The organism is Enterococcus sp. AZ104 (genome assembly GCF_050546705.1).
Classification (GTDB): Bacteria; Bacillota; Bacilli; order Lactobacillales; family Enterococcaceae; genus Enterococcus; species Enterococcus faecalis.
This window is the reverse complement of record NZ_CP172952.1, coordinates 1,499,116-1,524,051: the sequence shown is the minus strand read 5'-3', so window position 1 is coordinate 1,524,051 and position 24,936 is coordinate 1,499,116. Positions and strand designations below refer to the sequence as shown.

The 24,936-nt window shown below is 38.9% G+C and carries 25 protein-coding genes and 1 pseudogene; 21 read left to right on the top strand and 5 right to left on the bottom strand.

The window, feature by feature from the left end; all coding sequences use genetic code 11:
• The first annotated feature begins 33 nt into the window (after positions 1–33).
• The 11 genes and pseudogenes from purC (at position 34) to IGJ37_RS07355 (ending at position 10,937) form a co-directional block, all read left to right on the top strand.
• Positions 34–747 (top strand): phosphoribosylaminoimidazolesuccinocarboxamide synthase, encoded by a 714-nt coding sequence (gene purC / locus IGJ37_RS07405; protein WP_002360135.1) that lies wholly within the window; start codon positions 34–36, stop codon positions 745–747.
• Between the two features lie 13 nt (positions 748–760).
• Complete coding sequence (purS, locus tag IGJ37_RS07400; protein WP_002357271.1) at positions 761–1,012, top strand: phosphoribosylformylglycinamidine synthase subunit PurS; 252 nt, start codon at positions 761–763, stop codon at positions 1,010–1,012.
• Positions 1,013–1,687 carry a phosphoribosylformylglycinamidine synthase subunit PurQ gene (purQ, locus tag IGJ37_RS07395; protein ID WP_104874901.1) on the top strand — a complete coding sequence of 225 codons (675 nt, stop codon included), beginning with the start codon at positions 1,013–1,015 and terminating at the stop codon, positions 1,685–1,687.
• Positions 1,684–3,903 (top strand): phosphoribosylformylglycinamidine synthase subunit PurL, encoded by a 2,220-nt coding sequence (gene purL / locus IGJ37_RS07390; protein ID WP_252671105.1) that lies wholly within the window; start codon positions 1,684–1,686, stop codon positions 3,901–3,903. The genes purQ and purL overlap by 4 nt, the downstream gene beginning before the upstream one ends.
• Positions 3,879–5,318, top strand: a complete 1,440-nt coding sequence (gene purF / locus IGJ37_RS07385; protein ID WP_002394511.1) for an amidophosphoribosyltransferase — start codon at positions 3,879–3,881, stop codon at positions 5,316–5,318. The genes purL and purF overlap by 25 nt, the downstream gene beginning before the upstream one ends.
• Position 5,319: 1 nt before the next feature.
• Positions 5,320–6,351: a phosphoribosylformylglycinamidine cyclo-ligase gene (gene purM, locus IGJ37_RS07380; protein ID WP_010730797.1), complete on the top strand. Its 1,032-nt coding sequence runs from the start codon at positions 5,320–5,322 to the stop codon at positions 6,349–6,351.
• Positions 6,348–6,920: a phosphoribosylglycinamide formyltransferase gene (gene purN / locus IGJ37_RS07375; protein WP_010708724.1), complete on the top strand. Its 573-nt coding sequence runs from the start codon at positions 6,348–6,350 to the stop codon at positions 6,918–6,920. The genes purM and purN overlap by 4 nt, the downstream gene beginning before the upstream one ends.
• Entirely contained in the window at positions 6,872–8,458 is a 1,587-nt protein-coding gene (purH, locus tag IGJ37_RS07370; RefSeq protein WP_411859932.1) for a bifunctional phosphoribosylaminoimidazolecarboxamide formyltransferase/IMP cyclohydrolase, read from the top strand. Before purN ends, purH begins: the two co-directional genes overlap by 49 nt.
• An 18-nt stretch (positions 8,459–8,476) precedes the next feature.
• Complete coding sequence (purD, locus tag IGJ37_RS07365) at positions 8,477–9,724, top strand: phosphoribosylamine--glycine ligase (protein WP_010825294.1); 1,248 nt, start codon at positions 8,477–8,479, stop codon at positions 9,722–9,724.
• Between the two features lie 128 nt (positions 9,725–9,852).
• Positions 9,853–10,182 (top strand): annotated as a pseudogene (locus IGJ37_RS07360) (DUF1648 domain-containing protein).
• 20 nt (positions 10,183–10,202) lie between these two features.
• Complete coding sequence (locus IGJ37_RS07355) at positions 10,203–10,937, top strand: TIM44-like domain-containing protein (protein ID WP_325814840.1); 735 nt, start codon at positions 10,203–10,205, stop codon at positions 10,935–10,937.
• Between the two features lie 39 nt (positions 10,938–10,976).
• Here IGJ37_RS07355 and IGJ37_RS07350 read toward each other — a convergent pair whose 3' ends face one another.
• The 4 genes from IGJ37_RS07350 to IGJ37_RS07335 all read right to left on the bottom strand — a co-directional run bounded on the left by IGJ37_RS07350 (position 10,977) and on the right by IGJ37_RS07335 (position 13,377).
• Positions 10,977–11,498 (bottom strand): QueT transporter family protein, encoded by a 522-nt coding sequence (locus tag IGJ37_RS07350; protein WP_002397370.1) that lies wholly within the window; start codon positions 11,496–11,498, stop codon positions 10,977–10,979.
• Between the two features lie 145 nt (positions 11,499–11,643).
• A complete protein-coding gene (locus tag IGJ37_RS07345; protein ID WP_002399031.1) occupies positions 11,644–12,429 on the bottom strand; it encodes a 3-oxoacyl-ACP reductase in 786 nt (261 codons plus the stop codon).
• 62 nt (positions 12,430–12,491) lie between these two features.
• Positions 12,492–12,725 carry a DUF2829 domain-containing protein gene (locus tag IGJ37_RS07340; RefSeq protein ID WP_224798944.1) on the bottom strand — a complete coding sequence of 78 codons (234 nt, stop codon included), beginning with the start codon at positions 12,723–12,725 and terminating at the stop codon, positions 12,492–12,494.
• Complete coding sequence (locus IGJ37_RS07335) at positions 12,715–13,377, bottom strand: YigZ family protein (protein ID WP_010708717.1); 663 nt, start codon at positions 13,375–13,377, stop codon at positions 12,715–12,717. Before IGJ37_RS07335 ends, IGJ37_RS07340 begins: the two co-directional genes overlap by 11 nt.
• Positions 13,378–13,518: 141 nt before the next feature.
• Here IGJ37_RS07335 and IGJ37_RS07330 point away from each other — a divergent pair, with 141 nt between their 5' ends.
• Both IGJ37_RS07330 and IGJ37_RS07325 read left to right on the top strand, forming a co-directional pair.
• Positions 13,519–13,806, top strand: coding sequence for a DUF7662 domain-containing protein (locus tag IGJ37_RS07330; RefSeq protein WP_002357286.1), 288 nt, complete (start codon positions 13,519–13,521; stop codon positions 13,804–13,806).
• Between the two features lie 120 nt (positions 13,807–13,926).
• Complete coding sequence (locus IGJ37_RS07325) at positions 13,927–14,262, top strand: PTS sugar transporter subunit IIB (protein WP_002360150.1); 336 nt, start codon at positions 13,927–13,929, stop codon at positions 14,260–14,262.
• 324 nt (positions 14,263–14,586) lie between these two features.
• On the opposite strand, the gene IGJ37_RS07320 is transcribed toward IGJ37_RS07325, so the two are convergent.
• Positions 14,587–15,303 carry an AAA family ATPase gene (locus IGJ37_RS07320; RefSeq protein WP_010710290.1) on the bottom strand — a complete coding sequence of 239 codons (717 nt, stop codon included), beginning with the start codon at positions 15,301–15,303 and terminating at the stop codon, positions 14,587–14,589.
• 271 nt (positions 15,304–15,574) lie between these two features.
• Here IGJ37_RS07320 and IGJ37_RS07315 point away from each other — a divergent pair, with 271 nt between their 5' ends.
• The 8 genes from IGJ37_RS07315 to IGJ37_RS07280 all read left to right on the top strand — a co-directional run bounded on the left by IGJ37_RS07315 (position 15,575) and on the right by IGJ37_RS07280 (position 24,927).
• The gene (locus IGJ37_RS07315) at positions 15,575–16,891 is read left to right on the top strand and encodes a DEAD/DEAH box helicase (protein ID WP_325814839.1); all 1,317 of its coding nucleotides are present in this window, start codon (positions 15,575–15,577) and stop codon (positions 16,889–16,891) included.
• Positions 16,881–17,567: a ComF family protein gene (locus IGJ37_RS07310; RefSeq protein WP_104847334.1), complete on the top strand. Its 687-nt coding sequence runs from the start codon at positions 16,881–16,883 to the stop codon at positions 17,565–17,567. The genes IGJ37_RS07315 and IGJ37_RS07310 overlap by 11 nt, the downstream gene beginning before the upstream one ends.
• A 138-nt stretch (positions 17,568–17,705) precedes the next feature.
• A complete protein-coding gene (gene hpf / locus IGJ37_RS07305) occupies positions 17,706–18,257 on the top strand; it encodes a ribosome hibernation-promoting factor, HPF/YfiA family (RefSeq protein ID WP_002357293.1) in 552 nt (183 codons plus the stop codon).
• A gap of 255 nt (positions 18,258–18,512) precedes the next feature.
• Positions 18,513–21,050 carry a preprotein translocase subunit SecA gene (gene secA / locus IGJ37_RS07300; RefSeq protein ID WP_325814838.1) on the top strand — a complete coding sequence of 846 codons (2,538 nt, stop codon included), beginning with the start codon at positions 18,513–18,515 and terminating at the stop codon, positions 21,048–21,050.
• A gap of 76 nt (positions 21,051–21,126) precedes the next feature.
• Positions 21,127–22,228, top strand: a protein-coding gene (prfB, locus tag IGJ37_RS07295) for a peptide chain release factor 2 (protein ID WP_325814837.1) whose coding sequence is annotated in 2 segments (ribosomal slippage) — positions 21,127–21,198 and positions 21,200–22,228 — 1,101 coding nt in all. Because the reading frame shifts where the segments join, the coding sequence is not laid out codon by codon here.
• Positions 22,229–22,333: 105 nt separating this feature from the next.
• The gene (gene ftsE, locus IGJ37_RS07290) at positions 22,334–23,020 is read left to right on the top strand and encodes a cell division ATP-binding protein FtsE (protein ID WP_002361935.1); all 687 of its coding nucleotides are present in this window, start codon (positions 22,334–22,336) and stop codon (positions 23,018–23,020) included.
• Complete coding sequence (gene ftsX, locus IGJ37_RS07285; RefSeq protein ID WP_002360154.1) at positions 23,013–23,897, top strand: permease-like cell division protein FtsX; 885 nt, start codon at positions 23,013–23,015, stop codon at positions 23,895–23,897. Before ftsE ends, ftsX begins: the two co-directional genes overlap by 8 nt.
• Positions 23,898–24,072: 175 nt before the next feature.
• Positions 24,073–24,927, top strand: a complete 855-nt coding sequence (locus tag IGJ37_RS07280; RefSeq protein WP_002397362.1) for a phosphate ABC transporter substrate-binding protein PstS — start codon at positions 24,073–24,075, stop codon at positions 24,925–24,927.
• Positions 24,928–24,936: the final 9 nt, after the last annotated feature.

Genomic DNA, 24,936 nt, shown 5'->3' with positions numbered 1-24,936 from the left:
AGGATTCATGAAGCTAACGAGAAGAGGGAAAGAATGGAAAAGAAAGCACTTGTGTATACAGGAAAAGCGAAGAAGTTGTATCAAACAGAAAATGCAGCGGTTCTTTTTGTGGAATATCTTGATCAAGCAACAGCTTTAAACGGTCAAAGAAAAGACAAAGTTCTTGGAAAAGGCGCTTTAAATAATCAAATCACTAGTCTTATTTTTGAATATTTACAGCAACAGAAGATTCCCAATCATTTTATCAAAAAAGTATCTGAACACGAACAATTAATTCAGGCCGTAGAAATGATTCCTTTGGAAGTTGTCGTACGTAATTATGCGGCAGGAAGTTTTTCGAAGCGTTTAGCGATTGAAGAGGGCACTAAATTAGTGACGCCCATTATTGAATTTTATTACAAAGAAGATCGTCTGGATGATCCTTTTATTAACGAAGACCATATTCAATTTCTAAAAGTAGCCACTCCTGCTGAAATTGTGGAGATTAAAGCATTGACTTTACAAATTAATCAGGCGCTCAGTCAACTCTTTCAACGCCTCAATATTTGTTTGATCGATTTTAAAATCGAGATTGGTCGGACGAAGGCCAATCAATTGTTACTGGCAGATGAAATTTCTCCAGACACCTGTCGTCTATGGGATTTAAACACAAACGAACATCTGGATAAAGATGTTTATCGCCGTGAATTAGGAGAAATAGTTCCTGTATATGAAGAAGTTTTACAACGTTTACTAACAGCTAATTGAGGAGGAAGCGCGTATGTATTTTGTCAAAGTCTATGTTACGTATAAAGAATCAATTTTGGATCCCCAAGGTGAAGCGGTTAAGGAAGCAGTCCATCGGCTTGGTTTTACAGAAGTAGCCGAAATCCGTGTCGGTAAGTATTTTGAAATGCACGTCCAGCAGACAGAAGCAATTGAAGAGAAAATTGAACAAATTTGTGATCAACTATTAGCCAATGTAAATATGGAATCCTATCGTTTTGAAATTTTATCTTTGGAGGAAATTTAAATGAAATTGGCAGTGATTGTTTTTCCAGGATCTAATTGTGATGCAGACTTATTGTGGGCTGTCAAAGAGGTGATGGGCGTCGATGCAGAATTTGTCCGACACGATGCCACTTCTTTAGCAAAATTTGATGGCGTATTGTTGCCTGGTGGTTTTTCTTATGGCGATTACTTACGTTGTGGTGCAATTGCTCGGTTTTCGCCAATTATCAATGAGGTGATTCGCTTTGCTACAGAAGGCAAAATGGTTTTTGGTACTTGTAATGGCTTTCAAATTTTAACAGAAATTGGCTTACTTCCTGGCACGTTGCTAAGAAATGATTCGCTTCGTTTTATTTGTAAAAGTGTCCCATTGAAAGTGAATACGCACACAAAGTTTACAAGCGAGTATCCTGAAAATGTTTCGATACATTTACCAGTAGCACATGGCGAAGGGAATTACTATTGTGATGAAAAAACGTTGCAAGAGCTGAAAGAAAAGAACCAAATTGTTTTTACGTATCAAGAAAAGGTGAACGGTAGTCTTGAGAATATTGCTGGTATTTGTAATGAACAGGGCAATGTTCTAGGAATGATGCCTCATCCGGAACGAGCGATGGAAGAATTGTTAGGTTCAACAGATGGACGCAGCTTTTTTGCTTCAATCATTAAAAACTTTGGAAAGGAATTAAGCCAATGATGAATGAACCAACACCAAAAGAAATCAAGGAGACACGGTTGTATGCAGAATGGGGACTAACAGATGAAGAATATCATCAGATTGAGACCATTTTGCAAAGAGAACCTAATTATACAGAAACTGGCTTATTCTCCGTGATGTGGAGTGAACATTGCTCTTACAAAAATTCCAAGCCCGTTTTAAAAAAGTTTCCGACGGAAGGGCCACAAGTGCTTCAAGGCCCTGGTGAAGGAGCTGGGATTGTCGATATTGGTGACGGATTAGCTGTTGTTTTTAAAGCAGAGAGCCATAATCATCCTTCTGCAGTAGAACCTTACGAAGGAGCGGCTACAGGCGTTGGTGGAATTATTCGCGATATTTTCAGTATGGGGGCGCGGCCGATTGCTTTACTGGATTCGCTAAGATTTGGCGAACTGACGGATGCACGAACACGTTATTTGTTTCAAGAAGTTGTGGCGGGGATTAGCGGTTATGGAAATTGTATTGGTATTCCAACCGTTGGCGGCGAAATTGCTTTTGAGCCATGTTATCAAGGAAACCCACTTGTCAATGCTATGTGTGTGGGATTGATTCGTCATGATGAGATTCAAAAAGGCCAAGCAAAAGGCGTCGGAAATAGCATTCTTTACGTAGGTGCGAAAACAGGACGAGATGGAATTCATGGTGCGACCTTTGCTTCAGAAGAATTTAGTGAAGGTGAAGAACAGCAACGATCTGCAGTACAAGTAGGTGATCCGTTTATGGAAAAATTATTATTGGAAGCTTGTCTTGATTTAATCAAAAATCATCAAGATATTTTAATCGGCATCCAAGATATGGGGGCGGCTGGCTTGGTTTCTTCAAGTGCTGAAATGGCATCAAAAGCAGGTTCAGGCTTGATTCTAGAGCTGGATAAAGTTCCGCAGAGAGAGACGCTGATGAGCCCCTATGAAATGCTCTTGTCTGAGTCCCAAGAACGGATGTTAATCTGTGTGGAAAAAGGATCAGAACAGCAAGTTTGTGAATTGTTTCAAACGTATGACTTAGAAGCGGTAGCGATTGGATCCGTAACAGATGATGGACAGTATCGTGTCTTTCACGGTGGCAAAATAGTCGCAGATGTACCAGTAGATGCTTTGGCAGAAGAAGCCCCTGTCTACCAGAAAGCCTATCAAGAACCAGAGCGGATGCGTGCTTTTAAAAAATTAGCGCCCTTCATTCCAGAAATTACGAATAGCACGGAATTATTAAAACGCCTATTGCAACAACCAACGATTGCATCGAAAAAATCAGTTTACGAAACCTATGATAGTCAAGTACAAACGAATACAGTGGTGCAACCAGGAAGTGATGCAGCTGTTTTAAGAGTGCGGGGCACCAATAAAGCCTTAGCGATGACGACAGATTGTAATAGCCGTTATTTGTATTTAAATCCTGAAATTGGTGGGCAAATTGCGGTTGCAGAAGCAGCCCGTAATATTGTAGCAAGTGGAGCACAACCTTTGGCTATCACTGATTGTTTGAATTATGGTTCCCCTGATAAACCAGAAAGTTTTTGGGAATTATGGACGTCGGCGGATGGAATCGCCGCAGCTTGCCGTCAGCTAGGAACGCCCGTGATTTCTGGGAACGTCTCTCTTTACAATGAAACAGATGGTCAAGCCATTTATCCAACGCCAATGATCGGCATGGTGGGCGTGATTGAAGATGTTTCACAAATTACCACACAAGCGTTTAAACAAGTGGATGACTTAATTTATCTCATCGGTGAAACCCACGCAGATTTTAACGGCTCAGAAATTCAAAAAATGCAACTGGGTCGAATTGAAGGGCAATTACGCTCATTTGATTTAAAAGAGGAAAAAGCAAACCAAGAATTAGTTTTAAAAGCAATTCAAGCAGGCCTAGTTGTTAGCGCGCATGATTGCGCTGAAGGTGGCGTTGCCGTTGCTTTAGCCGAGTCGGCTTTTGCCAACGAACTGGGGTTACAGGTGACACTGCCATTAGCAAAAGAATATCTATTTGCGGAGACGCAATCCCGTTTTATTCTTTCAGTTAGTCCCCAGCATCAAGAAGCATTTGAAACACTTATCGGAAGAAAAGCTCAACATATTGGGAAAGTGACTGAAACTGGTTTGGTCATTCATGCGTTAGATGATGTGATCAATTGTTCAACAAAAGAAGCCAAAGCCTTATGGGAGGATGCGATTCCATGTCTTATGAAGCAAAAAGCTTAAATGAAGAGTGTGGTATTTTTGGTATTTGGGGTCATCCTGATGCGGCACAAGTGACCTATTTTGGTTTACACAGCTTGCAGCATCGAGGCCAAGAAGGCGCGGGAATTGTGGCGAACAATTCTGGGAAATTAGATGGCCACCGTGATTTAGGTTTGTTAGCAGAAGTATTCCAAAAGCAAGAACAACTGAATGCGTTAGAAGGAACGGCGGCTATTGGTCATGTACGCTATGCAACCGCTGGTACGGGTAGCGTGGATAATATTCAGCCATTTTTATTTAAATTTTATGATAGTCAAATTGGGTTAGCACACAATGGCAATTTGACAAATGCCAAGCGTTTACGAAAACAACTAGAAAGAGAAGGCGCTATTTTTCATTCCAATTCAGACACTGAAATTTTAATGCACTTGATTCGAAAAAGCACTGCTGCCTCGTTTCTCGATAAACTAAAAGAGAGCTTGAATTTGGTTAAGGGTGGCTTTGCTTATCTTTTATTAACAGAAACGATGATGATTGCTGCACTGGATCCCAACGGCTTTCGCCCTCTCTCCATCGGACAAATGAACAATGGGGCGTACGTTGTGGCATCCGAAACGTGTGCATTAGAAACAGTTGGGGCTCGCTTTATTCAAGATGTGGCGCCTGGTGAAGTAGTCATCATTTCTGATGAAGGCTTGAAAATAGAGGTTTTCACTACGGAAGTCCAACCGGCAATTTGTGCAATGGAATATATTTATTTTGCACGGCCAGATTCAAATATTGCTGGAGTTAATGTGCATACAGCTCGTAAAAGGATGGGGAAGAACTTGGCAATCGAAAGTCCAGTCGCAGCTGATATGGTAATTGGGGTACCGAACTCGTCATTGTCTGCAGCTAGCGGCTATGCAGAAGAAGCACAGATACCTTACGAACTAGGTTTAGTAAAAAATCAATATGTCGCTCGAACGTTCATCCAGCCGACACAAGAATTAAGAGAACAAGGTGTCCGTATGAAACTATCAGCAGTTCGTGGCGTGGTCAAAGGAAAAAAAGTCGTTTTAGTAGATGATTCGATTGTTCGCGGGACCACTATTCGGCGCATTATTCATTTATTAAAAGAAGCAGAAGCGCAAGAAGTTCATGTCAGAATTGCTTCACCACCATTAAAATATCCGTGTTTTTATGGCATTGATATACAGACGCGGGACGAACTAATTGCGGCAAACTATTCAATTGAAGAGATCAAAGAGCAGATTGGCGCAGATTCGCTGGCTTTTTTGAGTGAAGCAGGGCTGATTGATGGGATTCAATTAAATTATGATGCTCCTTATTCTGGGCTGTGTATGGCTTACTTTAATGGAGACTATCCAACGCCTTTGTATGATTATGAAGAACAATATCAAGCATCCTTGAAAAAAGAAACTAGGAGGAATTGACATGGAAAATGCCTATTCAAAAGCTGGCGTAAATGTTGAGGCAGGATACGAAGTAGTGGAACGAATTCAAAAGCATAGCCAAAAGACACAACGGACGGGAACGTTGGGTATGCTTGGTGGTTTTGGTGGTTGTTTTGATTTAAGTAGTTACAAGCTTAAAGAACCAGTTTTGGTATCAGGAACGGATGGCGTAGGCACAAAGTTACTCTTGGCAATTGAAGAACAGAAACACGAGACAATCGGAATTGATTGTGTAGCAATGTGTGTCAATGATGTCGTCGCACAAGGCGCCGAACCGTTATATTTTTTAGATTATTTAGCGTTAGGGACCGTTAATCCAGCTAAAGTTGAAGCAATTGTTGCGGGTGTTGCGACTGGCTGTTGTGAGGCGAATGCAGCCTTAATTGGGGGCGAAACAGCTGAAATGCCTGATATGTATGAAGCAGATGCTTATGACGTGGCTGGTTTTGCCGTGGGTATTGCTGAGAAAAGTCAACTCTTGACTCCAAGTAACGTAAAAGAAGGCGATTTCTTGATTGGTCTTCCTTCAAGTGGTCTTCATTCTAATGGTTACTCTTTAGTAAGAAATGTTTTTTTTAAGAAACATTCGTTTAAAACAACGGACAAGCTTCCAGAATTGGCACCCAAAACGTTAGGGGAAGAATTATTAACACCAACAAAAATTTACGTGAAAGAATTATTGCCATTGTTAAAAGCAGGACTCGTGCATGGGGCTGCGCATATTACTGGTGGCGGGTTTTTAGAAAATCTACCAAGAATGTTTTCTTCTTCATTAGCTGCAGAGATTCAATTAAATAGTTGGCCAGTGCTACCAATTTTTAAATTGCTTCAAAAATACGGTGAAATTCCATCTGAAGAAATGTATGAAATTTTCAATATGGGCTTAGGGATGATTTTAGCGGTGAGTCCAGAGCATGTTGAAAAAGTTCAGGAGCTTTTGCCAGAAGCTTTTGAAATTGGTCGTTTGGTACCTAGGAAAACGAAAGCCGTTATTTTTAAGGAAGCCTTATGAAGATAGCTGTTTTTGCATCTGGCAATGGTAGCAATTTTGAGGCGATTGCTGCAGCTTTTTCCCCAAAAAAAATCGCAGGGCAGTTGAGCTTAGTCTTTTGTGACCAGCCTGAAGCCTATGTATTGACCCGTGCCAAAAAACGCAAGATTCCCGTTGTTTGCTTTTCACCATCTGATTTTCCATCTCGTGGGCAGTATGAAGAACAAGTATTGAAACATTTAAAAGAGCATCAGATCGATTTAATCGTGTTAGCTGGTTATTTGAGAATTATCGGCAAGACTTTACTGGAGGCTTATCCAAAGAGAATCGTCAATATTCATCCTTCTCTGTTACCTAGTTTTCCAGGTCTTCACGGAATTGAAGAGGCATTTCATTATGGAGTGAAAATAACAGGAATCACTATCCATTATGTTGACTCTGGGGTTGATACAGGACCGATTATTTTCCAAACAACCACCAAGATTGATACTGAAGATACATTGGACATATTAGCAGAGAAAATTCATGCTCTTGAGCACGAATGGTACCCAAAAATAATTTCACAAATTGTAAAGGAGACAATGAAATGACCAAAAGAGCATTGATTAGCGTTTCAGACAAAACAGGAGTGACAACATTTGCAGCAGGCTTAGTTGCAAATGGTTTTGAAATTATCTCCACTGGGGGTACAAGGAGTGTCTTAGAAGAAGCGGGGGTACCGACACTTGCTATTGACGACATCACTGGCTTTCCAGAAATGTTAGATGGCCGTGTCAAAACGTTACATCCGAATATCCATGGCGGACTTTTGGCAAAAAGGGGAAACCAAACGCATCAAAAAGCACTGACTGAACAAGGCATTCACTTTATTGACCTTGTAGTAGTGAATCTTTATCCATTTAAAGAAACAATTTTAAAACCAGCAATCTCTGAAGCAGAAGCAATTGAAATGATTGATATTGGCGGTCCTAGCATGTTACGTTCAGCGGCAAAAAATTATCAAGACGTAACAGCAGTGGTTGATCCTAGTGATTATGAACAGGTATTAAGTGAAATTAGCAGCGCTGGAACTAGCCAGTTAGCCACCAGAAAAAGATTAGCAGCAAAAGTCTTTCGTCATACCGCTGCTTATGACGCGCTTATCGCTGACTATTTAACGACGCAAGTGGGTGAAACTGAACCAGAGAAACAGACGCTTACTTATGAACGTAAGCAAACATTGCGTTATGGCGAAAATAGCCATCAACAAGCCACCTTTTATCAATCTATTGTACCTGTATCATTATCCATTGCTTCCGCTCGACAACTTCATGGCAAAGAACTGTCATATAACAATATTCGAGATGCTGATGCAGCACTCCGGATTGCTAGCGAGTTTACAGAACCTACGGTCGTCGCTGTTAAACATATGAACCCATGTGGAATTGGAACAGGAAAAACGATTTTGGCAGCCTATCGTCAGGCATTTGAAGCAGATCCAGTTTCAATTTTTGGTGGCATTGTTGTTTTGAATCGTCCAGTGGACCAAGCGACTGCGGCTGAAATGCATCAAATCTTTTTAGAGATAATTATTGCGCCTAGTTTTGAGGAAGAAGCTCTGGCACTGTTATCTCAGAAAAAGAATCTTCGTTTGTTAACGTTAGATTTTCATGCTCAAGAAAAAAAAGCGGTGGAATTAGTTTCTGTTATGGGCGGGTTATTAATTCAAGAACAAGATACAGTTGTTGAAAATGACCAAGCATGGCAAGTTGTTACAGAGCGCCAACCCACACCAGCTGAAAGAGACGCATTGAACTTTGCTTGGAAAGCAGTCAAGCATGTAAAATCAAACGCTATTGTTTTAGCCAATGAAAGCCAAACGGTGGGGATTGGCGCTGGTCAAATGAATCGAATTGGTTCAGTAAAAATTGCAGTTGATCAAGCCCAAGCAGCTGGAAAATTACAAGGGGCCGTCTTAGCAAGTGATGCCTTTTTCCCCATGGCAGATAGCGTGGAATATGCTGCACAACATGGCATTCAAGCAATTATTCAGCCAGGCGGGAGCATTAAAGACCAAGCATCAATTGATCTAGCGAATCATTATGGTATTGCGATGATTTTTACTGGGACTCGTCATTTCAAACATTAATTTTTAAAGGAGAAACCGATGAATATATTAGTGATTGGGCGTGGTGGTCGTGAACATGCAATCGCCAAAAAATTACAGCAAGAAGACAAAGTCAAGACTGTTTATTGTGCACCAGGTAATCCTGGTATGAGTGGTGATAATATTCGGACTGTACCTATCGGTGAAGAGCAGCAAACGGAACTAATTCAATTTGTGAAGGATAATCAGATTGATTGGACATTCATCGGACCGGAAACGCCATTAATTGAAGGAATTGTAGATGCCTTTCAAGCAGCGGGATTACTGATTTTTGGCCCGACAAAAGCAGCTGCAATAATTGAAGGTTCAAAAAGTTTTGCAAAAGATTTTATGCAAAAATACCAGATTCCAACGGCAGAATATCGGGTCTTTCGACGTTTGGCACCTGCCTTAGAATATATTGAACAGCAAGGAGTACCAATTGTTATTAAGGCAGATGGTTTGGCAGCTGGAAAAGGAGTAGTAGTTGCCGAAACAAAAACAGCCGCAAAACGGGCGCTAGTTGCGATGATGGAGGACCAACAATTTGGAGCAAGCGGTCAAACGGTTGTAATCGAAGAATTTTTGCAAGGAGAAGAATTTTCCTTAATGGCTTTTGTTTCTAATGAGAAGGTATATCCGATGGTGATTGCTCAAGATCATAAGCGGATTTTCGATGGGGATGCTGGGCCGAATACAGGGGGGATGGGCGCTTATACACCAGTGCCTCAGATCCCAGAAGAAGCGGTTCAGCAAGCCATTAGCCAAGTCCTGAAACCGACTGCTAAAGGAATGGTGGCTGAAAAACGTCCGTTTCAAGGGATTTTATATGCTGGTTTAATCCAAACAGCAACTGGCCCCAAGGTTATTGAATTTAATGCTCGATTTGGGGATCCAGAAACACAAGTTGTGTTGGCACGTTTAGAGAGTCCCCTTTCAGAAATAATTTCTTCATTGCTGGTGAAAGAGCAACCAACGATTGCATGGAATGAGTTAGCGAGTGTTGGTGTTGTTGTAGCAGCAGAAGGCTATCCTAATCAATACAAGACAAATCTACCATTGCCCGAAATGTCTGGTGAAACCATCTATTATGCAGGGGTAACTCGTTCAGAACAGGCTCTGGTTTCGGCTGGCGGACGAATCTTTTTAGCAGAAGCAACTGCTTCGACTCTTGAAGAAGCCCGCAAAAAAGTTTATCAAACATTGGATAATTACTCATTTCCTGGAATGTACTACCGAAAAGATATAGGTGTGAAAGGCTTGATTTAGGATTTTCAAAAACAGAGGCAAGGACATTTAATCGAATGTTTCCTTGTCTTTTTTTTATTGCAAATTCAGATAGGGAGGCATAAACTGAAAGTATATCCATCATTAAACTAGAGGAGAAAGCTAAATTAATGAGAGAGAACCAGATTGAAAAAGTTAGTCAGCGGTTGTTTATTGTTACAAGTATTTTAGCAGTCAGTTTACTATTATTAAGTGCGGTGGTCTATCCTGATTTACCAGCTCATGTGCCCATTTATGTGAATTTTTTGGGCGAGGGTAATTCGTTTGGCCCAAGATATAGTATATTTATGTGGCCAACGGTCCTATTTGGCTTGAGTATTTATCAACGAAGTTATCAATCGGTACAACCATATGGTGGATAGCTGAAGGTGTTCTTAATCATTGTTAATCTTGGCGCTTTGTTTAGTATTCTGCGTCTATTTATTCATTTGTTGGTTTGAAAGGGTCGAAAGGTGAGAAAATGAGAAAGTTAATTTTGGTTTTTGTGGGCTGTGCCATGGCCTTTTGTTTATGGCCTAATCAAGCGGCGGCTGTAGCTGGTGGCTATGGCGGTGGACGTGTAGAAAGTCCTAGCGGGGGTAATCCCTCGAATGGTTTTTCGCCAAGCGGTGATGGATCAAGAAGTTATGTTCATCATAACGAGACCGGGACCAGCAACACAACGCCACTGGAAGGCTTAATTTCAACAGTATTTTTTGTTCTTTTTGGGGGCACGATGATTTGGCAAAGACGCCGTAGAAATCAACCAGTCGATGAAGGAGTTTTTCAAGAAATGTGGGCAGCATTACCTGGAACATCAAAAGAAAAAAAGGCACTCTTAAAAGAAATACAACAAACGTTTTTAGAAATACAACAAGCGTGGGATCAAGAAAACTTGTCTGTAGTCAAAGATAACTATACAGAAAAACTTTATCAAAAACATCTTGCAGTATTACAAGAAAATCAACAAGCGGGCATCAGAAATTATGTAAAAAAAGTGAAAGTAGCGCCAGCTTCGAATTATCATCCTATTAGTGAAACCAGTTTTTCACTGATGCTTCATTTTTCTTGTATTGACTACGAGGAAGATACTCAAAGCGGTCGTGTTTTATCGGGATACAAGCATCAAAAACAATATTTTTCACAACTTTGGTATTTTGATTACAATCCATCTCTTGGAAAATGGCAAGCAGACTTCATTCAACCTAAAGGATAGTGCTAAAAAGCGCTTGGGGTTTAAATCCCAAGCGCTTTTTTATTCTTCGATGCGTTTTACAAGCTGTATTTTTTTATTTAATACGTAAATCAGGATGCCGCCGACTGTCATTGAAAGAAGTTCACCAAGTCCAACGGTCAACCATGTGTACCAAAAAGGTAACTGATAAAAGAACGTTAAGGGTCCGGCAACAGTGAACATGGACAAAGCAAAAAGAATGGCCGTCAGCATTAGTTTAATCAATAAATTTTGCTGATTTTTTGTCGCAAAATAGGCAATCCATAAGACTGCGCACGTTCCAGCACTACCGATGACTATATCGATGATACCAAGAGGCGAAGCGGTGTTGGCAATCGCAACCCCTAACGTAATGGACCAGATATATTGCTTGTTAAAAACGCCTAAATAATTAAATAATTCGGCAAGACGAAGCTGTATCGGACCAAAACTAAGCGGAGCGAGAAGTACAGTGACAACGACATACAAAGCGGTAACCAGCGCCATTTTAGCCAACGCCGTAGCTGACCACGTACTGGTTTGTGGATTTGATGAATGATTCATTTAAGATTCTCCTTTATAAAACAACGACGTGTTTTAGTGATAACCATAACCAAAGGAAGGGCAGCAAAGCCAACTGAAGTGTTATGGTGTGAGTTGCCTCACTGTGTTACATGTTACTGAAGAACAGACACTCTGTAAAGTCTTTTTATTTCATGGTCCAACCACCATCAATGGTCATAACTGTGCCATGGATATAATCAGCGTCATCACTAGCTAGAAATAATGAAAGTTTTGCTACCTCTTGTGGCTGTGCCCAACGGCCCGCGGGTGTTTCACGTGCTACCCAAGTAGCCATTTCACCTTCTCCTGCAAAATCAGCTGCGTTCATGGGTGTTTGGATGGCACCTGGCGCAATCGCATTTGCTCGAATGCCTAATTTGGCATAATCGTAGGAAAGTTGTTTTGTATACCCGATGATTGCGTGTTTGGAGGCAGTGTACGCTGCGCCGCCGCCCCCAGCTACTAAGCCAGCGATAGATGCCATATTAACGATTACTCCTTTTTTTTGTTGGAGGAAATAAGGTAATAGAGCATTGGTCACTAAAAAGACACTTTTTAAATTGGTTGCTAAAATTTGATCCCATAAAGCTTCCGAAGTTTCTAGAGAAGGACGATAATCATCTAAAATACCTGCCGTATTTAATAAAATATCAATTTGGCCGTTGTCTTTCACAATTTGTTTCATCGTGGCTTGCACAAATGAGGGAGAAGACACATCACCGACAAAATAAGTAAATGGCTTAGTAGAATCTGGATTAACCAGTGCGGCTGTCTGTTTTAACCCCGTTTCGTCTAGGTCGATGCCAATAACCTCAGCGCCCTGTTCAGCAAAGGCAATTGCTTGTGCTTGGCCAATCCCTGAAGCTGCACCGGTTACAAGCACCCGTTTTGTTTCAAATTCTTTTGGCATAAGAAAAACTCCTTTAAACATTTAAAAATTAAGGTCTGGAAGAACGAGCAATCGCCGTAATCTGCCAGACCTTATGTGTGTAGTTATGCTTCAACAATCACCCAATCTTCTGCTAAGACATCACAAGGTGTTGGTGAAAACATGCTGTAGCCTTCATCAGAAGTTTTGATTAAAAAATACGGGGTAACTTGTAAAAATTCACCTTCGGAGGTGCCAATTTCATCACGTAATTCAATAAAAAGTTCAAAACCGCTCCAGCCTTTACGTACGGCTTTTTTTCCTGTTTTAATCTGTGGCAATACTTCTTCAAATGTCATTTGATTGTGCTCCTTTTTCGTTAAATGGTAGTTCGTGATAGCTCGTTGCGCCTTTTTCAATTGTCAACTGACCGTTAAGTAGATCCGTCATTTCAGCTATAAATGTTTCTGTTGCTTGTTCATCTACTAAACAAATTAACTGAATAGACTCTGTGTAAATAGTTTCTTTAAGCGTGTAGGGACTATGTTCTAAAAAGGCTTGGGCTTTTCCCAATAAAGGATAGGCGATCGTAATCAATAGCTCTTGTTGCAATTTGCCAATGACTAAACCAATTTCATCTAAAGTGTGGGAAAGAGCATGACTATATGCTCGGATTAAACCACCAGTGCCTAATTTTATTCCGCCAAAATAACGAGTGACAACAGCGACTACGTTGATTAACTCTTTTTTCTTTAAGACTTCCAGCATTGGAACACCAGCAGTGCCACTAGGTTCGCCGTCATCGCTGCTCCGCTGAATGTCATTTTTTTCGCCGATCACAAAAGCACTACAATTATGATTGGCTTTCCAATGTTCTTTTTTTATTGCGGCGATAAAGGCTTTTGCTTCTTCTTCTGATGTTACGCGCTTTACAGAACAGATAAACCGCGATTTCTTGATTTCAATCTCGCTGAAACCATCTTGTTTGACTGTAATATAGCTTTCTAACATATGGGCATCCTTTTCTCTCGTAATAAAGTCAGTATAAAAAAGAATCAACTGAATAGCAACTTTTTCTCTCATCTTTTTTGTGAGATTTTTTGGAAAAAAACGTTATAATAAGGTATGATAGAGAAAAGGGAGGCGCTGGAAATGGTACATACACGACAGAAAAAATATGATACAATTACTCATTATTTGAAAACGAATGGCGGTTCCCAAGTTACTTTGACCTTTACTCAGTTTGATGAATTGTTATTCCCTCATTCTGGTTTACCAAAAACTGCTAAAACAGATGTCGATTGGTGGGCGAACGATTATAAGCATCCAGAAAAGGGCGCTTATGGTTGGTTGAATGCGAGTTACCAAGTAGTTCAAGTGAATTTGGAAAAAGAATATGTGGTATTTAATAAATTGCTGAAGTCAGCATGGTACGTTTAAACTAGGATTGTATCCGCTTTAAAAAACAAGAATGATTGACAAAAATTAACTTTACACTATAATATTTTTAATAGATAATGTTGAAAATTGAAAAAGGCAATGGTAAAAGGGGCTGTTAAAATGTCAAAAAAAACAATTATGTTAGTTTGCTCCGCAGGAATGAGTACTAGTTTACTTGTTACAAAAATGCAAAAAGCAGCATTTAATCAAGGCTTAGATGCCCATATATTTGCGGCTTCTGCATCGGAAGCAGAAACAAATTTAGAAAATAATCCAGTCGATGTGTTATTGTTAGGTCCACAAGTTCGTTATATGAAGAGTGATTTTGAAAAGCGTCTATCACCAAAAGGTATCCCAACAGATGTCATTAGCATGTCTGATTACGGCTTAATGAACGGGGAAAAAGTGCTGGAACAAGCCTTGGGTTTGTTAGCACAAGCAGATAAAAAAGAGTAAAAACAAGTTGTTTTTTCGAGAATCTTCGAAAAAGCAACTTGTCTTTTTTTATGACTTTAGTTAATTGGAATTGAGCTGAAGCAGTCATTCTGGTTTATCAGTTCCATAAATTATAGAGCCGAAATTAGTCCTGTGAGCTAGAGAAAGACAACTGTCTTTAATTTTTTACTTTAATCTAGATACTAAAAAAACATACTTAACAATCTATTTTCTGAATAATGAACGCCTTTTTCCGTAGTCTGAAAGTAGTAATTCAAAGAATGATTAACAATATTATTATATACAAGTCATTACAGTATGGCATAAGCAATTCGAATAACAGACTTATTCAGCAAATAAATGAGAGAGAATTCTGTTTTTGTTGTTTAAAAATAATGAGGTTATTTCATAAGGCATACTTTCTTCATACGTGATTTCTAAAGGACTATCTTTATCAAAAGAAATAATTTGTGAGTCAGGCATTGCAAGTAATATAGGTGAATGAGAGACAATAATAAACTGAGACCCCTCATCAATTAGTTTTTTTATAGATATCATTAAGGCTAGTTGGCGTTGAGGTGAGAGAGCCGCTTCAGGTTCATCTAACAGGTACAGACCATTTCCTCTAAACCGATGGTTCACCAGATTCAAAAAACTTTCGCCGTGTGATTGATGATGTAGGGATTTATCGCCATATTCAGAAAAATCTAAGTCTATATTTTCTGCATATGTAGCAACATTGTAGAAACTTTCAGCTCTTAAAAAGAAGCCATCCGTAGCACGCTTTACACTTTTTCCAACAGTTAAATAATTATGTAAATCCAAGTGAGTATCGTTTGTAGAGAAATTAAAATTAATACTACCGCCTTCAGGATTAAATCCCCAATTGACTGCGATTGCTTCTAATAAAGTGGATTTTCCAGTTCCATTTTCACCTGAAAAAAAAGTAATAGGTTTTTTAAAATTTAGTGAATTAAATTTATTCAGCCCTTCAATTTTTGAAAAAACAGAATCTTCTTCAAAAGCTTTGAGTTCTAGTCTTTTTAAAAAAATATTTTCCATGATAAAGCTTGCTCCTCTCTAGTCTTTTCAAATTAAAGCTTGAATTACTAGATATACTTTAACATTAATTTTTCTTTAAAGGTAGATAAATTTGTTATAAAAAATCTGCATATAGGTAAGTCGAAAGTGGAAGATTCGTGTAAACAATAAAGCGTATCAAGAGTTTGTTTAGTAGGTAACGACTAGATAAGAATAGAAAGATAACGGTGGGAGATTTCCTTTTTCGCAAAAAAGCTAGAGAAATGCGTATTTTATAATTGAGGTGGTTAACATGGAAGACTTGCATGGACGTAAAATAATTATTGAAGAAACAGAACGTTCAATACAGACAAAACTGGTTTATTTACCAACAATGTTAGAGCGTTCCCCCCTAACAATTCAATGTCAGCGGTGCGGGGAAGTCGTATCCAAAAAAGAAAACAGACTGGCGACAAATGTATACTACTGTCATGCGTGCATTCAATTAGGCCGTGTGACTTCTTGTCAAAAATTTTGTCATTTACCAGAAAGGCCCAATAGCCCAAGAACTGTCTTTTTTGAGTGGTCTGGACAATTAACAAAGGGACAGCAAGCGATCTCGGTTGAACTTTGTGAGACAGCAAAAGCAAGAGAGAATCGCTTAGTGTGGGCAGTTACAGGTGCAGGCAAAACAGAAATGTTATTTGCTGTTTTACACCAAACCTTACAAGAAGGGGGGCAGATTGCGCTGGCTTCGCCGCGTGTCGATGTTTGCTTAGAACTGTTTCCCAGAATCCAAGCGGTTTTTCCTCATGAAGCAATTGCTTTACTTCATGGAAACAGTCAAGAACCGTATCGTTATACGAAACTAGTGATTTGCACCACCCATCAATTATTGAAATTCCATCAAGCGTTTGATTTACTTATCGTTGATGAAGTCGACTCTTTTCCTTTTGTTAATAACGAGCATCTTTATTATGGAGTGCGTAACGCACGAAAAAAAAGAAGTAGTTTGGTGTACTTAACAGCAACCCCTACGAAAGAATTACGGAAGCTTTTACAGCAAAAGAAGTTAGCAGCCAGTATTTTGCCAGCAAGATATCATCGTAGGCCATTACCTGTGCCACGCCGATTTTGGGTTCAGTCGTGGCAACGTCTTTCTAGCAAAAATATTAAAATCATTGCACATCATTTGAAACGTTTATTGGTGCGTAATTCAGTTTTACTATTTTGCCCAAGCATTTCATTAATTCACCAATTGCATGCATTAATAGCTGAGCGATTTTCCGACAAAGAAGTTGTCGCCGTTTATGGTAGTGATGAGCTTCGCCTAGAAAAAGTTCAAGCAATGCGTCAGCAGAAAACGGATATTTTGATCACTACAACCATTTTAGAACGTGGTGTGACTTTTGATGCAGTCTCAGTTATTGTTTATGGTGCCAATCATCGAGTCTTCACTTCTTCAACACTTGTCCAAATTGCGGGCCGAGTCGATCGAAGACAAGAATTCAATTACGGCGAAGTTTTATTTTTACATGATGGGGAAACAAGAGACATGAAAGAGGCAATTCGGCAAATAAAGCAAATGAATCGCTTGGCTAGCAAACGAGGGATGTTAGATGGATTGTAAAAATTGCGCAAGCCCCATTCGTTTGGAGATAACATTAAAAATGCTCTTACGTTTTAAAAAATGGGCGAGGCCTTCACTTTGCCAGCACTGCCAAGCAAAGTTCCAGAAACTGCCAATGACAGGCACTTGTTTTGGCTGTAGTCGCGTCAGCCAAGAGCGCTATTGTTTTGATTGTCAAAGGTGGCAGCTGCTTTATCCAGAGTATTCTTTTCATAATGTAGCGTTGTTTCATTATGATGAAGGAATGCAAGAGTGGATGGAACGCTATAAATTTCAAGGAGACTATCGCTTAAGAATGTGTTTTAACGAGGAAATCAACTTTTACTTTCAGCAACAATCTGCGGACTATATTATTCCGGTGCCCTTATCCGAAAAACGAATGCAAGAACGAGGCTTCAACCAAGTAATTGGCTTACTAGAAGCGGCTGATGTTCCGTACAGCCCTTTTTTAATTAGAAAAGAGGAAAATGTTCCGCAATCTAAGAAAACTAGAAAGGAAAGGATGCAGTTGCAACAACCATTTGCCATCCAAAAAGAAAACCAAAAAAAATTAAAAAATTGTTCTGTTATTTTGGTGGATGACATCTATACCACTGGACGAACTCTTTTCCACGCAGCTGCTGTTATCAATGACTGTTATCCTAAAAGTTTGAATACGTTTACTCTCGCGCGGTAAAAAGAAAAGAATTCATAAATTTGATGACTATTTTGTTGGCAAAACCCAGATTATTCGATATAATGAAATTAAGAAGAAGGGAATTAAAGAGTGGTCCTTTAATCTTTTCTTTACTGGTAGATGAAAGGGGTAATTGTTATGTTTAGATATAATGTACGTGGAGAAAATATCGAGGTAACCGAAGCGATTCGAGACTATGTTGAGAAAAAAGTCGGTAAATTAGAAAGATATTTCAGCGATTCACCTGAAGCAACGGTTCACGTGAATTTGAAAGTGTACACTGAAAAAACAGCCAAAGTCGAGGTTACTATTCCTCTTCCTTATCTAGTTTTACGAGCTGAAGAAACGTCACCTGATTTATACGCAAGTATTGATTTGGTTGTCGATAAATTAGAACGACAAATTCGTAAATTTAAAACAAAAATCAACAGAAAATCTCGTGAAACAGGACGTAACAATACAAAAGCCGCTGTCTTCTTAGTTGGTGAAGAAACAGAAGAAACACCTTCAGAATTAGACATCGTTCGTACAAAACGTCTATCATTAAAACCGATGGACAGTGAAGAAGCTGTTTTACAAATGAACATGTTAGGACACAACTTCTTCATTTTTGAAGATGCTGAAACAAATGGAACAAGCATTGTTTACCGTCGTAAAGATGGCAAATATGGCTTGATTGAAACAGACTAAAGCTTAAAATAAGAGCTGAAATGCCTTCGTGCATTTCAGCTCTTTAAACATCTTTAAAGCACGGAGTAAAGAAAAAATAAAGAAATACATAAAATAACTTTAAAAGTTCCTCTTTTAAAGGAAAATGTCTGCAAAATAGAGAGAAATGGTTTTCTTTCTCGTCAAGTAATGATAAAATAAAACGGATAGATTGTGCTTCTTGTACAAAAAGGATACAAAAATAAAAAGAGGTAATTGAAAGGAACACAGATACCAATGGCAAAATTTTTGAAAAAAATGATCGAAAACGATAAAAAAGAATTAAGACGATTAGAAAAAATCGCCGATAAAATTGATGCACATGCAAGTGCAATGGAACAACTAAGCGATGAACAATTACGTGAAAAAACAGATGAATTTAAAGCCCGTTATCAAAAAGGGGAAACCTTAGACGAACTATTACCAGAAGCGTTTGCTGTTGTCCGTGAAGCTGCTAAACGTGTACTAGGTTTATTCCCATACCGTGTCCAATTAATGGGTGGGATTGTGCTTCATGACGGGAACATTCCTGAAATGAGAACAGGTGAAGGGAAAACCTTGACTGCCACAATGCCTGTATACTTGAATGCACTATCTGGCGAAGGAGTACACGTTGTTACAGTTAATGAATACTTAGCAACCCGTGACTCTAACGAAATGGGAGAATTATATAATTTCTTAGGCTTAAGCGTTGGCTTAAACATTAACTCTAAATCTTCTGATGAAAAACGTGAAGCGTATAACTGTGATATCACTTATAGTACAAATAACGAATTAGGATTTGACTATTTGCGTGATAACATGGTTGTTTATCGCAGCCAAATGGTTCAACGTCCATTAAACTATGCAATTGTCGATGAAGTGGATTCAATCTTAATTGATGAAGCAAGAACCCCATTAATTATTTCTGGACAAGCTGAAAAATCGACAGCACTCTATACGCGTGCCGATAATTTTGTCAAACGCTTAAAAGAAGACGAAGATTACAAAATTGATATTCAGTCTAAAACAATTGGTTTAACAGAAGCAGGGATTGAAAAAGCTGAACAAACTTTCGGATTGGATAACCTGTACGATATTGAAAATACAGCATTAACGCACCATTTAGATCAAGCGTTACGGGCAAACTATATCATGTTATTAGACATTGATTACGTGGTTCAAGACAATAAAGTCTTAATTGTTGACCAATTTACTGGTCGTATCATGGATGGTCGTCGTTATTCTGATGGCTTGCATCAAGCGATTGAAGCAAAAGAAGGCGTCGAAATTGAAGATGAAACAAAAACAATGGCGACGATTACGTTCCAAAACTACTTCCGGATGTACAAAAAACTAGCCGGGATGACTGGTACTGCTAAAACAGAAGAAGAAGAATTCCGTGAAATTTACAATATTCAAGTCATTCAAATTCCAACCAATCGTCCAATTATCCGTGACGATCGTCCAGATTTACTTTATCCAACCTTAGAAAGTAAATTTAATGCAGTGGTGGAAGATATTAAAGAACGTTACCACAAAGGACAACCAGTGTTGGTGGGGACTGTTGCGGTAGAAACGTCAGAATTACTTTCTGATAAATTAAACGCAGCTAAAATTCCTCATGAAGTATTAAATGCGAAAAATCACTTTAAAGAAGCCGAAATCATTATGAATGCCGGTCAAAAAGGCGCAGTTACAATTGCAACAAATATGGCTGGTCGTGGAACGGATATTAAACTTGGTTTAGGTGTACTTGAACTAGGTGGTCTAGCGGTTATCGGGACAGAACGTCATGAGTCACGTCGTATTGATAATCAGTTGCGTGGACGTGCAGGACGTCAAGGGGATCCAGGGGTTTCACAATTTTATTTATCTTTAGAAGATGACTTAATGAAACGCTTTGGTTCAGAACGAATTAAAACATTCTTAGAACGAATGAATGTGCAAGAAGAAGATGCAGTTATTCAAAGTAAAATGTTTACTCGCCAAGTAGAGTCTGCTCAAAAACGTGTGGAAGGAAATAACTATGACACACGTAAAAATGTCTTACAATACGATGACGTGATGCGCGAGCAACGTGAAGTTATTTATGCGCAACGACAAGAAGTAATTATGGAAGAAAATGACTTGTCTGATGTATTGATGGGCATGGTAAAACGGACGATTGGCCGAGTGGTGGATAGCCATACACAATTAGAAAAAGAAGAATGGAATTTAGATGGGATTGTCGATTTTGCAGCCTCAACACTTGTCCATGAAGATACGATTTCTAAAAAAGATTTAGAAAATAAATCAGCTGAAGAAATCAAAGACTACTTAGTGGCACGTGCGCAAGAAGTATTTGAAGAAAAATCTCAACAATTGAATGGCCAAGAACAATTGCTAGAATTTGAAAAAGTAGTCATCTTGCGTGTTGTCGATACTAAATGGACAGATCACATTGATGCAATGGATCAATTACGCCAATCTGTCGGCTTACGTGCGTACGGTCAAAACAACCCATTAGTAGAATATCAAACAGAAGGTTATTCTATGTATAACAATATGGTGGGTTCAATCGAATATGAAGTAACACGTTTATTCATGAAATCGGAAATTCGCCAAAATGTCCAACGTGAGCAAGTAGCTCAAGGACAAGCGGAACATCCAGAAACAGAACAAGATGCAGCTGCACAAAGCAACACAAGTGCGAAGCGTCAACCTGTGCGTGTAGATAAAAAAGTGGGCCGTAATGATTTATGCCCATGTGGAAGTGGCAAAAAATTCAAAAATTGTCATGGAAGAAACGCTTAATTAAAGAAAAAACGCAGGGTGGGGCAATTTGTCCCGCCTTTGCTCTTTTTACAATAAAGAGAAAGAAGGAATCATTTTGGAAAACCCAGAAATTCGTACATTATTAGACGAAATGACACAAAAAATTACTAGCTTCAGGAGGTCTCTTTGACTTAGACCAGTTAGAAGAAGACATTGCCGAGGCGGAAAATCGGATGGGAGAACCTGGTTTTTGGGACAACACAGAAACGGCTCAAAAGCTAATTAACGAAACCAATAGTTTGAAAGAAAAATATCAACAATTTCATCAGCTCTCTGAGGAACTTGACGAATTAACGGTGATGTTTGAATTACAACAAGAAGAATATGATGCAGAGATTCAAGAAGAATTGGAAGAAAGAATTCATCTCTTGCAAGAACGTTTAACAACGTATGAGCTATCCTTACTACTAAATGAGCCATATGATCATAATAACGTCCTAATTGAATTACACCCTGGTGCAGGTGGTACTGAATCACAAGATTGGGGAAGTATGCTTTTACGAATGTACACACGTTGGGCAGAAAGTCACGGTTTCCAAGTTGAAACGTTGGATTACCAAGCTGGAGATGAAGCAGGGATTAAAAGTGTCACCTTATTAATCAAAGGTTACAATGCTTATGGTTACCTAAAATCTGAAAAAGGTGTCCATCGTCTTGTGCGGATTTCGCCCTTTGATTCCGCCAAACGCCGTCATACTTCGTTTTGTTCAGTTGATGTAATGCCTGAATTAGACGACACAATAGAAATTGCGATCAATCCAGATGACTTAAAAATTGATACCTATCGAGCAAGTGGTGCCGGTGGTCAGCATATTAATAAAACAGAATCGGCTGTTCGAATCACACATATTCCAACAGGTACCGTTGTCGCAAGCCAAGCACAACGTTCCCAATTAAAAAACCGTGAGCAAGCAATGAGTATGTTAAAAGCCAAATTATATCAATTGGAAATGGAAAAGAAAGCCCAAGAAGCAGCAAGTTTACGTGGTGAACAAATGGAAATTGGCTGGGGCTCACAAATCCGTTCTTACGTGTTCCATCCGTATTCAATGGTCAAAGACCATCGGACAAATTACGAAACCGGCAATGTACAAGCTGTGATGGATGGAGACCTTGATGGTTTCATTGATGCCTACTTAAAACAGCGCTTAAGTTAAGCTCTTCATTAAATTGAAATAAAAATGTAACTTAATGCAAGAAGTTTGCAATATTGACATGTTATAATGAGTAGGATTGAAGAAAAAAGAGATGGAGAGAACGCCATGATTGAAATGAAAGATGTAATGAAGAAATATTCGAATGGTACAACAGCGATTCGGAATATTTCAGTAGAGATTGACCAAGGCGAGTTCGTCTATGTGGTTGGTCCCTCAGGTGCAGGGAAATCAACCTTTATTAGATTAATGTATCGTGAAGAAAAAGCAACAAAAGGTAATTTGACAGTTGCAGGTCATGATTTAATGAAAATAAAAAATAAAGAAGTTCCTTATTTACGTCGTGAAATCGGCATCGTTTTCCAAGACTATAAACTATTACCAAAGAAAACTGTGTATGAGAACGTGGCCTATGCGATGCAAGTTATCGGACGACGTCCTCGCGAAATCAAAAAACGCGTGATGGAAGTTTTAGATTTAGTCGGTCTAAAACATAAGGTACGTGTTTTTCCAAGCGAACTTTCTGGTGGGGAACAGCAACGGGTATCCATTGCACGAGCAATCGTAAATACACCGAAAGTTTTAATTGCCGATGAACCAACTGGGAACTTAGATCCAGAGAATTCATGGGAAATCATGAAATTGTTGGACCGGATTAACGCACAAGGAACAACAGTCGTGATGGCAACGCATAATAGTACAATTGTAAATACGATTCGTCACCGTGTTATTGCCATTGAAAATGGTCGCATTATCCGTGACCAAGTGGAAGGAGAATACGGTTACGATGATTAGAACATTCTTTTCTCATTTATTTGAAAGTATCAAAAGTTTAAAACGGAACGGTTGGATGACTGTTGCCTCAGCAAGTGCGGTTACAATTACATTAGTTTTAGTTGGTATTTTTATGGGCGTTATTTTTAATGCAACGAAACTTGCTGATGATGTCGAAAAAAACGTGACAGTGTCAGTTTTTGTCGATATTGGTACAAAACAAAATGAAATGAAAACATTAGAAAAACAACTTAAAGGATTAGACAATGTTGAAGATATTTCTTATTCAAACAAAGATCAACAATTGAAAAAAATCCAAGAACAAATGGGGGATGCCTGGAATCTTTTCGAAGGCGACAGTAACCCATTATACGACGTGTATTATGTCCGTGCAAAAACACCAGAAGACACGAAAGATATTGCGAAACAAGCAGCTAAATTCCCAAGTGTTTTTAAAGCCGATTACGGTGGTGTAAACTCAGACAAAATCTTTAAAATCGCTCAAACCGTTCGAACTTGGGGCTTAGCAGCTGCTGCATTACTTTTATTCGTTGCAGTGTTCTTAATTTCCAACACTATTCGGATTACGATTTTATCTCGTCAAAAAGAAATCCAAATTATGCGTCTTGTAGGAGCCAAAAACAGTTTCATTCGTTGGCCGTTCTTCTTAGAAGGTGCTTGGATTGGGTTGATTGGCGCAATCGTGCCAGTCATTATTATGACGTTAGGCTACCATCAAGTTTATAACATGTTCAACCCGCAGTTATTGCGTTCGAATTATTCATTAATTCGTCCAGAAGATTTTATCTGGAAAGTCAATCTATTAATGATTGCAACAGGAATGATTATTGGATCACTAGGTTCAGTTATTTCAATGCGTCGTTTCTTGAAAATTTAAACGAAAAAAAGCTCTCCATTTTGGAGAGCTTTTTTTCGTTTAGTTTTAAAATACTTGTTATTTAATTTAAGAGTTTTCTCAGTTGTACCAACAAATTGATAACTTATAATTTTCAAGTCCTACATATAATGGTAAAATAGAATGGATTGAAATTAATTGGAGGAATAATGAATCGATGAAAAAAAGATTGCTATTATTTATTGGTTTGGCAAGTATACTTACTTTGACAGGATGTGCAAAATGGATTGATCGTGGTGAATCCATCACAGCGGTAGGCTCATCAGCTTTACAACCATTAGTAGAGACAGCGAGTGAGGAATATCAAAGCCAAAATCCGGGAAGATTTATTAATGTCCAAGGTGGCGGAAGCGGAACAGGTCTGAGTCAAGTCCAATCTGGCGCGGTAGACATTGGTAATTCTGATTTATTTGCAGAAGAGAAAAAGGGCATCAAAGCGGAAGACTTAATTGATCATAAAGTTGCTGTCGTTGGGATTACACCAATCGTTAACAAAAATGTCGGTGTCAAAGATATCACAATGGAAAATTTAAAGAAAATCTTTTTAGGTGAAGTAACAAACTGGAAAGAACTTGGCGGGAAAGACCAAAAAATTGTTATTTTGAACAGAGCGGCCGGTAGTGGTACGCGTGCGACTTTTGAAAAGTGGGTCTTGGGAGATAAAACAGCCATTCGTGCGCAAGAACAAGATTCCAGCGGCATGGTTCGTTCCATTGTTTCTGATACACCAGGAGCGATTAGTTATACCGCATTTTCATATGTTACTGATGAAGTAGCTACGTTAAGTATTGATGGTGTTCAGCCAACAGATGAAAATGTAATGAACAATAAATGGATTATTTGGTCTTATGAACACATGTACACTCGTAAAAATCCAAGTGATTTAACCAAAGAGTTTTTAGACTTTATGTTGTCAGATGATATCCAAGAACGTGTGATTGGTCAATTAGGGTATATTCCTGTTTCGAAAATGGAAATTGAACGGGATTGGCAAGGAAATGTCATTAAATAATTCTCTTAA

What these genes read in the sequence shown, in the direction of transcription:
- IGJ37_RS07335 (WP_010708717.1), bottom strand. Translation starts at nt 13,377, where the DNA reads ATGTTAGAAAGCTATATTACAGTCAAACAAGATGGTTTCAGCGAGATT.
- IGJ37_RS07325 (WP_002360150.1), top strand. Translation starts at nt 13,927, where the DNA reads ATGTCAAAAAAAACAATTATGTTAGTTTGCTCCGCAGGAATGAGTACT.
- purS (WP_002357271.1), top strand. Translation starts at nt 761, where the DNA reads ATGTATTTTGTCAAAGTCTATGTTACGTATAAAGAATCAATTTTGGAT.
- purM (WP_010730797.1), top strand. Translation starts at nt 5,320, where the DNA reads ATGGAAAATGCCTATTCAAAAGCTGGCGTAAATGTTGAGGCAGGATAC.
- IGJ37_RS07330 (WP_002357286.1), top strand. Translation starts at nt 13,519, where the DNA reads ATGGTACATACACGACAGAAAAAATATGATACAATTACTCATTATTTG.
- purC (WP_002360135.1), top strand. Translation starts at nt 34, where the DNA reads ATGGAAAAGAAAGCACTTGTGTATACAGGAAAAGCGAAGAAGTTGTAT.
- purH (WP_411859932.1), top strand. Translation starts at nt 6,872, where the DNA reads ATGGTACCCAAAAATAATTTCACAAATTGTAAAGGAGACAATGAAATG.
- purD (WP_010825294.1), top strand. Translation starts at nt 8,477, where the DNA reads ATGAATATATTAGTGATTGGGCGTGGTGGTCGTGAACATGCAATCGCC.
- IGJ37_RS07310 (WP_104847334.1), top strand. Translation starts at nt 16,881, where the DNA reads ATGGATTGTAAAAATTGCGCAAGCCCCATTCGTTTGGAGATAACATTA.
- purL (WP_252671105.1), top strand. Translation starts at nt 1,684, where the DNA reads ATGATGAATGAACCAACACCAAAAGAAATCAAGGAGACACGGTTGTAT.
- ftsX (WP_002360154.1), top strand. Translation starts at nt 23,013, where the DNA reads ATGATTAGAACATTCTTTTCTCATTTATTTGAAAGTATCAAAAGTTTA.
- IGJ37_RS07350 (WP_002397370.1), bottom strand. Translation starts at nt 11,498, where the DNA reads ATGAATCATTCATCAAATCCACAAACCAGTACGTGGTCAGCTACGGCG.
- purN (WP_010708724.1), top strand. Translation starts at nt 6,348, where the DNA reads ATGAAGATAGCTGTTTTTGCATCTGGCAATGGTAGCAATTTTGAGGCG.
- purF (WP_002394511.1), top strand. Translation starts at nt 3,879, where the DNA reads ATGTCTTATGAAGCAAAAAGCTTAAATGAAGAGTGTGGTATTTTTGGT.
- IGJ37_RS07345 (WP_002399031.1), bottom strand. Translation starts at nt 12,429, where the DNA reads ATGTTTAAAGGAGTTTTTCTTATGCCAAAAGAATTTGAAACAAAACGG.
- ftsE (WP_002361935.1), top strand. Translation starts at nt 22,334, where the DNA reads ATGATTGAAATGAAAGATGTAATGAAGAAATATTCGAATGGTACAACA.
- IGJ37_RS07315 (WP_325814839.1), top strand. Translation starts at nt 15,575, where the DNA reads ATGGAAGACTTGCATGGACGTAAAATAATTATTGAAGAAACAGAACGT.
- IGJ37_RS07320 (WP_010710290.1), bottom strand. Translation starts at nt 15,303, where the DNA reads ATGGAAAATATTTTTTTAAAAAGACTAGAACTCAAAGCTTTTGAAGAA.
- secA (WP_325814838.1), top strand. Translation starts at nt 18,513, where the DNA reads ATGGCAAAATTTTTGAAAAAAATGATCGAAAACGATAAAAAAGAATTA.
- hpf (WP_002357293.1), top strand. Translation starts at nt 17,706, where the DNA reads ATGTTTAGATATAATGTACGTGGAGAAAATATCGAGGTAACCGAAGCG.
- IGJ37_RS07340 (WP_224798944.1), bottom strand. Translation starts at nt 12,725, where the DNA reads ATGACATTTGAAGAAGTATTGCCACAGATTAAAACAGGAAAAAAAGCC.
- IGJ37_RS07280 (WP_002397362.1), top strand. Translation starts at nt 24,073, where the DNA reads ATGAAAAAAAGATTGCTATTATTTATTGGTTTGGCAAGTATACTTACT.
- IGJ37_RS07355 (WP_325814840.1), top strand. Translation starts at nt 10,203, where the DNA reads ATGAGAAAGTTAATTTTGGTTTTTGTGGGCTGTGCCATGGCCTTTTGT.
- purQ (WP_104874901.1), top strand. Translation starts at nt 1,013, where the DNA reads ATGAAATTGGCAGTGATTGTTTTTCCAGGATCTAATTGTGATGCAGAC.